The 12,327-nt window shown below is 35.8% G+C and carries 13 protein-coding genes; 4 read left to right on the top strand and 9 right to left on the bottom strand.

From position 1 onward, the window contains the following. Positions 1 to 2: 2 nt before the first annotated feature. The 5 genes from AYC65_RS04765 to tpx all read right to left on the bottom strand — a co-directional run bounded on the left by AYC65_RS04765 (position 3) and on the right by tpx (position 3,464). Positions 3 to 527 (bottom strand): DinB family protein, encoded by a 525-nt coding sequence (locus AYC65_RS04765; protein WP_034871200.1) that lies wholly within the window; start codon positions 525 to 527, stop codon positions 3 to 5. 188 nt (positions 528 to 715) lie between these two features. Beyond that, on the bottom strand, positions 716 to 1,303 hold the full coding sequence (locus AYC65_RS04760) for a Crp/Fnr family transcriptional regulator (protein WP_034871199.1): 588 nt from the start codon (positions 1,301 to 1,303) through the stop codon (positions 716 to 718). After that, positions 1,287 to 1,673 (bottom strand): glyoxalase superfamily protein, encoded by a 387-nt coding sequence (locus AYC65_RS04755; protein WP_034871198.1) that lies wholly within the window; start codon positions 1,671 to 1,673, stop codon positions 1,287 to 1,289. The genes AYC65_RS04760 and AYC65_RS04755 overlap by 17 nt, the downstream gene beginning before the upstream one ends. A gap of 11 nt (positions 1,674 to 1,684) precedes the next feature. After that, entirely contained in the window at positions 1,685 to 2,896 is a 1,212-nt protein-coding gene (locus tag AYC65_RS04750) for a DUF763 domain-containing protein (RefSeq protein WP_034871197.1), read from the bottom strand. A gap of 70 nt (positions 2,897 to 2,966) precedes the next feature. After that, on the bottom strand, positions 2,967 to 3,464 hold the full coding sequence (gene tpx, locus AYC65_RS04745; RefSeq protein WP_009090558.1) for a thiol peroxidase: 498 nt from the start codon (positions 3,462 to 3,464) through the stop codon (positions 2,967 to 2,969). A 333-nt stretch (positions 3,465 to 3,797) separates the two neighbouring features. Here tpx and AYC65_RS04740 point away from each other — a divergent pair, with 333 nt between their 5' ends. Continuing rightward, positions 3,798 to 4,325, top strand: coding sequence for a DUF4442 domain-containing protein (locus tag AYC65_RS04740; RefSeq protein WP_034871196.1), 528 nt, complete (start codon positions 3,798 to 3,800; stop codon positions 4,323 to 4,325). Positions 4,326 to 4,328: 3 nt separating this feature from the next. Here AYC65_RS04740 and proC read toward each other — a convergent pair whose 3' ends face one another. Continuing rightward, positions 4,329 to 5,117, bottom strand: coding sequence for a pyrroline-5-carboxylate reductase (proC, locus tag AYC65_RS04735; RefSeq protein ID WP_078674663.1), 789 nt, complete (start codon positions 5,115 to 5,117; stop codon positions 4,329 to 4,331). 162 nt (positions 5,118 to 5,279) lie between these two features. Between proC and AYC65_RS04730 the strand changes: the two genes are divergently transcribed. Together AYC65_RS04730 and AYC65_RS04725 are read left to right on the top strand one after the other, a co-directional pair. Beyond that, complete coding sequence (locus tag AYC65_RS04730; RefSeq protein ID WP_034871194.1) at positions 5,280 to 7,499, top strand: NADP-dependent isocitrate dehydrogenase; 2,220 nt, start codon at positions 5,280 to 5,282, stop codon at positions 7,497 to 7,499. A gap of 153 nt (positions 7,500 to 7,652) precedes the next feature. After that, entirely contained in the window at positions 7,653 to 10,046 is a 2,394-nt protein-coding gene (locus tag AYC65_RS04725) for a hypothetical protein (protein ID WP_034871193.1), read from the top strand. A gap of 72 nt (positions 10,047 to 10,118) precedes the next feature. Here the strand turns inward: AYC65_RS04725 and arsC are convergent, their stop codons facing one another. The 3 genes from arsC to AYC65_RS04710 all read right to left on the bottom strand — a co-directional run bounded on the left by arsC (position 10,119) and on the right by AYC65_RS04710 (position 11,543). Next, a complete protein-coding gene (arsC, locus tag AYC65_RS04720; protein WP_034871192.1) occupies positions 10,119 to 10,466 on the bottom strand; it encodes an arsenate reductase (glutaredoxin) in 348 nt (115 codons plus the stop codon). 14 nt (positions 10,467 to 10,480) lie between these two features. After that, the gene (locus AYC65_RS04715; RefSeq protein WP_009090550.1) at positions 10,481 to 11,095 is read right to left on the bottom strand and encodes a deoxynucleoside kinase; all 615 of its coding nucleotides are present in this window, start codon (positions 11,093 to 11,095) and stop codon (positions 10,481 to 10,483) included. Positions 11,096 to 11,201: 106 nt separating this feature from the next. Beyond that, complete coding sequence (locus AYC65_RS04710) at positions 11,202 to 11,543, bottom strand: winged helix-turn-helix transcriptional regulator (RefSeq protein WP_034846577.1); 342 nt, start codon at positions 11,541 to 11,543, stop codon at positions 11,202 to 11,204. Positions 11,544 to 11,635: 92 nt separating this feature from the next. Here AYC65_RS04710 and AYC65_RS04705 point away from each other — a divergent pair, with 92 nt between their 5' ends. Further along, positions 11,636 to 12,271 (top strand): peroxiredoxin family protein, encoded by a 636-nt coding sequence (locus AYC65_RS04705; protein ID WP_034871191.1) that lies wholly within the window; start codon positions 11,636 to 11,638, stop codon positions 12,269 to 12,271. The last annotated feature ends 56 nt before the right edge of the window (positions 12,272 to 12,327 follow it).

Below are 12,327 nucleotides of genomic sequence, written 5' to 3'. Positions count from 1 at the left end.
ATTTAATACAGAATATTATTATCGGTGTCATATTTCATTCCGGGATAATCCAGCAAACGCCGCATCAATCCCATTTGCCCACAGAGATAATCCTGACGCCCAATACACATTCCTATAAAATTGAGTTTATCTTCTTTAATGAAGGGGATATTCATATTAATAGGAAACATTTCAGATAGTTGTTCATCAGTAGCTTCTAAAAGCTTCTGATAGGCTTTAGGAGAAACAGCATGAAAGCTGTCTTTCAGTTCTTTCAGAGAAGGATAAGAAAAGCTTTCATCCAGTGCCTTTCCCATAAAAAATAAATCCTGATAAGGATCTTCTGTTGCTTCTCCCAGTATATGAGCGATAGCATAGCGAACATTTACATAATTTCCGGCCATCCAGATGATATGGTTGGTTCGTCCGTCAATTCTTTTCAGTGCATCTTCTTCTGTAATTCCGTCCAGAACATTCAGAAAGGTCTGAGTATGCATTCTGTAGGCAGGAATGATGACTTCTAATTTTAATGATTTTGGTGCATTCATTTGTAATTGTTTTAAGTCGGTTTTAAACTATCTCATTTCTTTATCAAAATTAAGAGTGAATGATATAATATGGACTTGCCATAGGGCAAGAAAAATAAAAGTCGTTTATCTATTTTTTAGCTTATACTGAATAGCTTTTTTAGCTGCTGAAAAAATAATAGCATGAACAAAATGTCCATGCTATTATTTTAATATTCTTTTTTATGAGAAACCAATTCTTTTCGGATTCTGCTAAGAGAAGTATCTGTTACACCGAGATAAGATGCAATCTGTTTCAGGGGAGCAAATCTTACTACATCCGGTTTTTGTTCCATTAGATTCAGATAACGTTTGGTTGCTGATAGTGTAACCATATCCAGAGAACGTTGTTTCATGGAAAAAACCTGATAACTGAACCAAAGACGCCCCCATTCACTAAATCCGGGAATAGTATGATAAATATGCTGAAAATCATCGAACTCTATTTTCAGTAATGTACAATCTGTAACAGCCTGAAGATTTTCCTGTGAAGGAGTCCTTTGAAAAAGTGAAGCCGGAACAATTACAATATCTCCTTTTGTAAAAAACTCAGTCGTGATTTCGTTATTATCATAATCATATACGAAAGCTCGAACCAATCCGCTTTCAAGCAAATAATATTCATTGGCGGTCTCACCTTCATGCAGAAATATTTTACCCTTTTCTATTTCAGTTTTCAGGTGCTTCTCTGCAATTTGTATTATATCTTCATCGGACAAGAGAAAATGTTGATATACCTCTTTATAAATCGGATTCATAATTTCTTTCCAGTTTTTGATTAAAGATAATATTATTTCCGAAAGGATCAGTTACTGTAAAAGATAATGCTTCGTAAAATGTTTCTTGCAGCCCGGGTTTATTGTATTTATAGTCTTTTGCAGAGAGTTCTTTATGAAAATCTTCTATTCCGTCACACCAGATAAATATATGGGTTCCGGGGGTGCCATCACCATGATGTTCACTGAGATGAAATTTAATATTGGCTCTCTGTATTTCCATATATACAGGAAAATTCTCTTCGAATGTATGCTCCCACAGAATCTCAAAACCAAGCCAGTCTACATAAAATTCTTTTGCTTTCTGATAATCAAACATTCGTAAAACAGGAATAATGGCTTCTGCTTTCATAACAGTATTATTTAAAATAATGATAATTGTATTTCATTTGGTTTATCCGGTTTCTTAGCATCTCCCATTGTCGACTTTCCTCCGTATTGCCATGAAACGGCTCTTTCTTCTTCTATCACCTGCTGAATATCAAAATTGGGTGTGAAGTTTTTTTCTGCATTCAGTACAATCTGATGCAGCTTGTTAATTGAATTCAGCTTATCAGAATTTCCCAGTTTAGATTTTTCTATCCCTTTCTGGAGAATCTGAATGCTCTCATCATAAATTTTTATAGGAACAGGAAACGGGTGTCCGTCTTTACCACCATGTGCAAATGAAAAACGGGCAGGATCTTTGAAACGTGAAGGAGCACCATGAATAACTTCACTAACCAATGCCAGCGACTGCATGGTACGGGGCCCTACCCCTTCCAGCATAAGAAGGTCTTCAAAGTTTTGTGGCTGTTGCTCTCTTGTGATATAAAGCAAGGCTCCCAGTCGTTTAAGATCTACATCCGTAGCTCTTACATCATGATGTTCAGGCAGAATCAATCGGGCAAAATCCTGCATAATTTTGGCCGAATCTGTATGAGAAATATCAAGAATTCCTTTTCTGTTATCCGACGCTTCATTAGCCGTAAGATTCAGAATTGTTCCTTTGGAAATACCATTTATCCCAGTATGCGGCTCATCTATAAAAGAAGTAAGATTTTCGGATAACCAGTGGTAGCGCCTTGCTGTTCCATCGGCATCGTTAAGTCCTTGCTGAATTACACACCAGTTACCATTATCTGTAACAACAAAATTATGCTGGTATAGCTGATAGCCATCCTGAATAGCTGTATTATCTACTTTTGCAGATAATTTACTTGCTTTTACAAGCTCTGTTCCGTTAAGTCCGGTTTTATCCGCAATATAAAGAAGTTCCTGTGGGGTATCCCTGGAATATTTTCCTTTTCCACCACAAATAAAGATTCCCAGACTCTGAGAATTCGGATTAATGGCTCTTTTCAAAGCTCCCATTACAGATGTTGTAATACCCGAGGAATGCCAGTCCATTCCTAATACTGCTCCAAAACTTTGAAACCAGAAAGGATCGGATAATCGCCTTACAACTTCTTCTTTACCATAATCGGCGAGTATAACTTCTACTATAGAAAGTCCAAGCGCAGACATCCGCTCGTATAACCAGGCGGGAACTTTTCCGTAGTGTAATGGTAAATCTGCAGTTCCTGAACGTTTCATACCTCTAAGATAAAAAAAACGACTCCGAAAAAGAATTACGAAGTCGTTTTTTATAATTTTTTGCCTTTAATTATTTCAAAGCAGCAAGAGCAGCATCATAGTTTGGCTCCTGAGCAATTTCCGGAACCTGTTCTGTATAAACTACGTTTCCGTTCTCATCTGCTACTACAACTGCACGGCTTAATAAACCTTGTAATGGAGAATCTGCTAAAGTCACACCATAATCATCTCCAAAATGCCCTCTGAAATCAGATAATGTATCTACATTGTTTAATCCTTCTGCTGCACAAAATCTGCCTAATGCGAAAGGTAAATCTTTAGAAACATTTACTACTACTGTGTTGTCTAAGTTAGAAGCTTCCTGATTGAATTTTCTTGCAGAAGCTGCACAAACACCAGTATCAATACTTGGGAAAATATTTAATACTACTTTCTTTCCTTTGTAATCTGCCAAAGTTTTCTCAGACAGATCTGCATTTACCAGTGTAAAGTCTTTTAATTGTTCTCCAATATTCGGAAGATTTCCTACTGTAGAAATCGCATTTCCTTTTAGTGTAATGTTTGCCATTATTTTGTCTATTTAATTTCAGATAAAAATACAGAATTCTTCTAAATTTCTACTGATAGTTCATTTTAAATTTATCATAAATTTCAGTACAAGAGAAACGAATAAAAAAAACATAAGATTTATTCTTAAAGTACAGGCTTTTCTTTTGGAAGCTTAATATGCCAGACATTCTATTTGTCACTGAAATTCAATAATATATGGAATATTTTACATTATTTTATCTAACTTTTAAATGCAGGAATACCAAACATACAAATTCAACTGTATAAAACGATTAGTAGTCTGCCTGATTTGAAAGCATATATAAATGTTTTTAAACTAAATATTCAGTTTATGTCGTTCTACCAAAAAATTTCAGTCATTGGCTCCAAATATATAGGATTACCCAAACTTATGAAATGGGGTTTCAATCTTTCACCTATGTACAGAAGAAGTACTGCAAGAATCACTTCCGTATCTCCTGACTTGCTCGATGTACAAATTAAGTTACCCATCAGCTATAAAAATCGAAACTATATGGGAACCATATTTGGTGGAAGTATGTTTTCAGCAGTTGATCCCATCCCAATGGTACAACTGATTAATCTATTGGGGCATCAGTATGTCGTATGGGATAAATCTGCTCAGATATCCTTCAAGCGTCCTGGAAATATAGATTTATATGCAGAATTTACATACACAAAAGAAGAACTTGAACAAATAATTGAACAAGTTGAACGTGTGAACGAAATCGAAATTGTAAAGACAACACAACTAACCAACAAAAGCAAAACGATTGTATATTGCGAAGTAAAGAAAACTATCTATATTGCAGGAAAAGCTTATTATAAAATGAAAAGAAAGGAGAAAGCTAGGCTATAAAATTTAAGCCTTCTTTTCAATCTTTTGGAAAGAAGCGTTTATCCCTTTAATAAGAGATGAGCTAAACCCTTGATGTTCCATCTCATTAAGTCCTACAATTGTACAACCTTTAGGTGTCGTTACTTTATCAATCTCATCTTCCGGGTGATTCTGATTCTGAATCAACAATTCTGCAGCACCCTTTACCGTCTGATTTACAATCTGAACTGCCGTTTTAGCATCAAACCCAATCTGAATTCCTCCCTGTACCATTGCACGCATAAATCTCAGTACATATGCAATTCCGCATGCTCCTAAAACAGTTGCTGCTTCCATAAGATCTTCATTGATTTGTATAACACTACCTACATGAGACAACAGGCTTTTCACACTCTCTAACTTTTCTTTTTCCTGTCCATTGTATACTAAACAAGTTAAGGATTCTCCCACATCCGAAGCTGTATTCGGCATTGCCCGCATAACAGTAACAGCTTTATTTTCTATTGATTCCTGAATTTGCTGTATGCTAATTCCTGTTGCCATGGAAACAAGAATTTTGTCGGGTGTAAAGTATTGCTTGTATTCTTTTAATACTTCCAGAATATTAAAAGGCTTAAGTGCCACAATAACAATATCCGATTGTGTAATTGCATAAGCATTGTCTGAAGTCACTTCAATACCGTCTTTTTCCAAAAAAGCAATAGACTGAGTGTTTCTTCTCGTAGCTATAATCTGATAATTCTCACCGGACTTCAATATGCCCTTTATAATGGAAAGTCCAAGGTTTCCCGTCCCTAATACAGCTATCTTCATAGACATTTGGTTTTTAGTTTATTTTTTTATCACAATAAAAGTAGTTCATTTTTGGCGATTTGTTCTAAAAATCATTCTAAAAACAGTAAATTTGTTACTCTAAAAAATAGATCATAGAGAGGGGCTCTCTTTTTATAACTAAGTTTAAAAAAACAAAAAAGAATGTCAGAAAAATCAAAAATCTACTACACACTAACGGATGAAGCGCCAATGTTGGCTACACACTCGTTTTTACCAATCGTAAAGGCATTTACAAAATCAGCAGATATCGAAATCGCTGTTCCTGATATTTCTTTAGCAGGAAGAATTTTAGCAAATTTCCCGGAATTCTTAAAGGACGATCAAAAGATCGGTGATGCATTGGCAGAATTAGGTGAATTAGCAACCAAACCAGATACTAACATTATTAAGTTACCAAATATTTCAGCTTCAGTTCCGCAATTAGATGCAGCTATCGCTGAATTACAAGGAAAGGGTTTTGCTGTTCCGAACTACCCTGCTGAGCCGAAAAATGATGAAGAAAAAGCAATTAAAGCTAAGTATGCTAAGGTTTTAGGAAGTGCTGTAAACCCAGTGTTAAGAGAAGGAAATTCTGACAGACGTGCTCCAAAAGCAGTTAAAAACTACGCTAAAGCCAACCCGCACAGAATGGGTGACTGGGCATCTGACAGCAAAACAGATGTTGCTCATATGAACAGTGGAGACTTCTATGGTACTGAGACATCTACTACTGTAGAAAACGCTACTAAATTCAGAATTGTATTCAAAGGAAATGATGGTTCTGAAACTTTACTGAAGGATTTTGCTCCGCTTCAGGCCGGAGAAGTAATTGATTCTTCTGTAATGAATCTTAATGCATTAAAAGCTTTTGTTCAGCAGGCTATTGAAGAAGCTAAAAACAGAAATGTACTTCTTTCTGCTCACCTGAAAGCTACTATGATGAAGATTTCCGATCCTATTATCTTCGGAGCTATTGTGGAAACTTTCTTCAAAAATGTATTTACAAAATATGCTGAGACTTTCAAGTCATTAGATATAAACCCTAATAATGGTCTTGCTGATCTTTTTGAGAAAATCAAAGGAAATGCTCAGGAAGCTGATATCAAAGCTGATATTGAGGCAGCTTTAGCTAACGGACCAAGAGTTGCTATGGTAAACTCTGATAAAGGTATTACTAACTTCCACGTTCCTTCTGATATTATTGTTGATGCATCTATGGCTGCTCTTGTAAGAGGTGGTGGTAAGATGTGGAACAAAGAAGGGAAGGAAGAAGATACTGTTGCTATTATCCCGGATCGTTCTTACGCAGGTTTCTACCAGGCTGTAATCGATGATATGAAAGCTCACGGAAAATTAGATCCTACAACTATGGGTTCTGTTCCGAACGTAGGCCTGATGGCTCAGAAAGCTGAGGAATATGGTTCTCATGATAAAACTTTCCAGGTAAAAGCTGACGGAACTGTAGAAGTTCAGGATGAAGCTGGAAATGTTCTTCTTTCTCAGAAAGTAGAAAAAGATGATATCTTCAGAATGTGTCAGACTAAAGATGCTCCTATCCAGGACTGGGTAAAATTGGCAGTAAACAGATCCAGGTTATCTGAAACTCCTGCAATTTTCTGGTTAGACAAAGGAAGAGCTCATGACAGAGAGATCATCAAAAAAGTAGAAAAATATCTTAAAGATTACGATACTACAGGTCTTGACATCAGAATTCTTGATGTAATGGATGCAATGACTGAAACTTTAAGAAGAGCAAGAGAAGGGAAAGATACAATCTCTGTTTCCGGAAACGTATTAAGAGATTACCTAACTGACCTTTTCCCAATCCTTGAACTTGGAACTTCTGCAAAAATGCTTTCTATTGTTCCTTTAATGAATGGTGGTGGTTTGTTCGAAACCGGAGCCGGAGGTTCTGCACCTAAGCATGTTGAGCAGTTCTTAGAAGAAGGATACTTAAGATGGGATTCACTAGGTGAATTCCTGGCACTTCAGGCTTCTTTAGAACATTTAGCACAAACTCAGAACAATCCTAAATCTCAGGTATTAGCAGATGCATTGGATGAAGCTAACGCTAAATTCCTTGCTACTGATAAATCTCCTGCAAGAAAAGTAGGTCAGATTGATAACAGAGGTTCACACTTCTATCTTGCAATGTATTGGGCTGAAGCATTGGCTAACCAGACTGTAAATGCAGAGATTGCTGCACAGTTCAAGCCAATTGCACAAAACATGCAGGAAAACGAGGCTAAGATTAATGAAGAATTAATCGGAGCACAAGGACAACCTCAGAACATCGATGGTTACTTCAAAACTGATGAAGCTAAAACTTATGCAGCGATGAGACCAAGTGCTACATTGAATGCTATTATTGACGGAATTTAGTTCCTGATAAATATATAATTTATATAAACCGGATGCTTTTAGTATCCGGTTTTTTTATTGCTGATTATGCTTTTATTATATTAAATAAAAACTAATGCTACATATCTGAAAAATCACTAAATTTCTAAGTTAAAATCAAGATCTATTATTAGCATGAAAAACAGAATTATACTTTCAATCTGTCTATCTTTCATTTACAATATAAAAGCACAAAGTAAAATTGATCAGGCAATACAAGTACTGGATCAAAAATATTCTCAGGAAAAGGTTTATCTTCTTTTTGATAAAGAAAAATACATCTCCGGAGAAAATATGTGGTTTAAAGCTTTTGTTTTTGACGGTTATAACCGATCCACAATATCATCTTCCTTATTTGTTGAACTGTATGACAGTAATAAAAATATAATTGCTAAAAAGGTATTTCCAATAAATAATGGTGAAGGTAATGGTAGTCTTAGCCTTTCCGAAAAATTAAAAGAAGATGTTTATTTCGTGAGAGCCTATACGACATGGATGGCTAATTTTGGTGAAGAGTTCCAGCTTGTACAGCCTATTCCGGTATATAATCCGGCTTCTCCACAAAGACTGGTTATTAATAAAGATTCAAAATGGACGGCTAAGGCCTATCCTGAAGGCGGAACCTTTATAGAAAATCTTCCTACCAAATTCGCTGTAAGACTTCAGACTGAAGGCACTCCTCCATCCGAATGGCATGGTTATGTAACAGACAAAGATAATCCTGCTGAAAAAATTACCAGCTTCAAAGGATTGGATCAGAATGTAGGAGTATTCAACCTTACTCCCAAAAAAGGAAAGACATACCAAATCGTTGTTGAAGATAATAACGGAGTAAAGCAAAATATTGATTTACCTGTAGCCAAAGATACTGGAGTACATATACAAATAGCCAATACAGCAAAAGGTATTCAGTATACGCTGAAAAGTAATAATCTTTCGGGATTGAAAGACTATAAAGTTATTGGTACTGTCAGTAATTTACTGGCCTACAAAGCCAATATCAGCATCAATAATAAAGAGGCTTCAAGTACCATCCCATCTTCTATTAGTAATAAGATGAATGGTATACTACAGTTGGCTGTATTTGACGAAAAAGAGAACCTTGTTGCTCAAAGATTATGTTTCATTGATCCTTCACAGCTACATGTAACCCAGCCTGCTGTTTCATATTCACAAGCTGATAAAACACCACGTGCATACAACACGATTGAAATTCCGCCTCAGGAAAATTATTCCAATTACACAGTGGTTGTCCGGGATGATGCTAAAAACACTGAGAAAAATAACATTTTAAGTGCTTTATGGCTTACCGGAGATTTCTCTTCAAAAATAATAGCACCGGCACAGTATTTTACTAAAAATGCAAATACAGAAGCTCTGGATGGTCTTTTGATTTCTGAAAAATGGAATCGTTTTGACTGGAATGATGTAATGGCAGGAAGAACACCTGATATAAAATATAAACCTGAACCTTATTTTTCTTATAGAGGAAAATTAACAGTCAACAGCAGACCTCTTCCAAATACTTCTGCAAACCTGATCTTCAAAACACCTGATAACACAGTGATTAATGAAGTCCAAACCGATGATGGAGGTTATTTTATGTTAAATAACATAAATACTGATGAACCTATAAAAGTTACCTATTTTTTAAATACTTTAAACAAAGCAGCTAGTAATCCCCCCAATCTTAGAATATCCTTTGAACCAACTGTTGATTTTGTTACCTACAGAAGCTCCTTACCAGTAACACAATACCATTTGGAAGACCGCCAGGCTGCAACTGATACTCCTGCACCGGAAATAGCCCGTGCAATAACCAATAAAAAGAATCAGAAGCTTATACATGATAATGAAATTTTAATCAAGGAAGTACAGCTGAAGGCGAAAAAGAGGGATGAAAAGAGAATACTTAATGACAAATTGAGTAGCGGAATGTTCAGAAGTATGAATGAACAGGTCTTCGACCTCGTGAATGAAAATCAGGATGCACAAAGCTCTCAGAACATATTACAATGGTTGCAAGGCAGAGTTGCCGGATTAACTTTCCAAATGGAATCAGGAAATTATGTCCCATATATAAGAGGAGGAAAGGCTGCATTATATATGGATGAAGTTCCTATGGACGCCAGCATGATTAACAGTACACCTGTAAGTAATATTGCCATGGTAAAAGTGATTAAAGGTTCCGGGCTGCTTGGAAATGCTGTCGCTATCTATACCCGAAGAGGAGATATCCAAGCCGCTACTCCAGCCGTAAAAGACCCTTTTATGGATAATACTGCAACTATTTTGGGTTATGATAAAGTAGCAGAATTTTATAACCCGGATTACAGCAAAGAAGCCTATAAAACTATTCCTAGCGATACACGTGATGTATTATACTGGAATCCTGATTTAAAAGCTCAGGATAAAGCTCCTTCTGCAATACAGTTTTATAATAATGATACCCCAAAAAATTATCAGGTTATTATTATAGGTTTTGATAAGGATGACAAACCTTTATACTATAACGGGACAATGCCATAATCCCGGATACCATAAAAAAGGACTGAAGAATATCTCTTCAGTCCTTTTGCTTTTCCATATAAACAGCCTAGATTATTTTAGGAAGTCTACTATATTTTCCAATGGTCTTCCGATAACAGCTTTGTTATCTTTTATAACAACAGGTCTTTGGATTAGAGTTGGATTATCCACCAAAACATTAATCCAATCATCTTCATCTAATTCCTGTCCTGCATATTTTTCTTTAAATAGCGCATCGCTTTTTCTCACCAAATCTTCTGCTTTCATCCCAAGCTTTTGGAGTACTGATACTACCTCTTGCTTATTCAGTGGATTCTGAATAATATTAATAAGCTCAAAATCTATATTCTGATTTTCCAGATACTGTAATGCTTCTCTGGATTTTGAACATCTTTTGTTATGTAAGATTTGTATTCCCATTGTCTGGTTAAATTTTAGAAAAGACCATTAAGATTACTGTCAATACTATCTAAGATAAAACCAAAGTCTTCTGGTTTCTCAACAAAGTCAATATCATTAACGTCTATAATAAGCAATTTCCCTTCATCATAACCTTTGATCCATTTCTCATACTTATCATTCAGCTTCGAAAGATAATCAATGCTGATTCCTGCTTCATAGTCTCTTCCTCTTTTTGCAATCTGTGCAACAAGTTTAGAGATATCCGCTCTTAGATAAATCAATAGATCCGGTGCCGACACGAAGGTTTTCATCAGATTGAATACTGACTTATAGTTATTGAAATCTCTTTCAGTTAAAAGCCCCATATCATTAAGGTTTTCAGCAAATATATGAGCGTCTTCATAGATCGTTCTGTCCTGAATAACATTCTTACCACTCTCACGGATTTCTTTAATTTGTTTAAAGCGACTTCCTAAGAAGTAAATCTGAAGGTTAAACGCCCATTTAGCCATGTCGTGGTAGAAATCGTCCAGATACGGATTATGATCTACGTCTTCAAACTGCGCTTCCCATCCGTAATGTTTAGCCAACATCGTTGTGAGCGTGGTTTTTCCAGCCCCTATATTTCCTGTTACCGCAATGTGCATATCTTATTTTTTTCGAGGTGTAAAGATAAAGCTTGTTTGGCTCGATTGCAAGCTCATTTTGAAAACAATGACTAACGTCCGGAATTCCATTGTGTAAGATATATACTTACGACTTATTACTTTTTTCCAGCAATACTTCTCCCCAAGCATTAAGCTGCCACAATACTTTTACTAAATCTTCACCAAGAGGTGTAAGGGAATATTCTACACGTGGTGGCAACTCAGGATAGGAAACTTTTGTTAAAAGACCTGCTGACTCCATTTCTTTAAGCTGCTGATTAAGAACACGCCTGTCTACTTTACCAATTCCTTTGATAAATTCACTAGGACGTTTTTTACCTTCATTAATCTGCCAAACGATAGGAATTTTCCATTTTCCGCTTATTGCATTTACGGCAAATTCAAGTGGACATATTTTTTCTTCTATCGCTCTTTCCTTTGTATTCATAAAATTGACTTTTTTATCCCATAGGGACAAATTTATGCGTTATTGTCTATCTCCGGATAGTTATAAATATTTGCAAAATTAAATAAAATCATATGGATATTTTAGCAAAGAACATTGCCCAATTCAACGAAACATTAGCATCTCAAATTCCCGCAGAAACATTACAGGCTTTTCAAAGATCTGTCCAGGATTTGGAAGAGAAACAAACCGGAAGTAAAAGTCTTAAAATTGGAGATAAATTCCCGGATTTCCAACTTTCCAATTTTGACGGACAAATGCATTCTTTACAGGAATTGTTAAAAAATAAACTTGTGATCGCCTTCCTCAGAGGAAGTTGGTGCCCTTACTGCAACTTGGAAATACAAGCACTACAAAATGAACTTCACCAGTTTAAAGCAAAGGATGCAAATCTGGTTATTATTACCCCACAACCTGCAAGTATTAATGCTGAATGGCAGCAACAGCAAAATACAGGTTTCCAAATTTTGTCTGATAAGGATAATTTACTGGCTAAAAAATTGGGAATCGATATTGAGTTACAAGAGTTTGTTATCCCTCATTATAAAGCCATGGGAATAGACTTACTTCAAATTAATCAGACAGAACAATACTCTTTGCCAATCCCCGCTGTGTACGTTCTCGATTCTCATGCTACTATAACCTATAAATTTGTGAACCCTGATTATATGAAGCGTGTTAACATTGAAAAATTATTAAATCAGCTTTAGACTAAAGCCCTAAAGCCATTTTGCTATGAGCAGAAAAAATTAAAGTAAGCGAAAGC

The organism is Elizabethkingia bruuniana, assembly GCF_002024805.1.
Taxonomy (GTDB): domain Bacteria; phylum Bacteroidota; class Bacteroidia; order Flavobacteriales; family Weeksellaceae; genus Elizabethkingia; species Elizabethkingia bruuniana.
The sequence above is the reverse complement of the archived record's forward strand: the minus strand, read 5'-3'. Positions and strand labels throughout refer to the sequence as shown.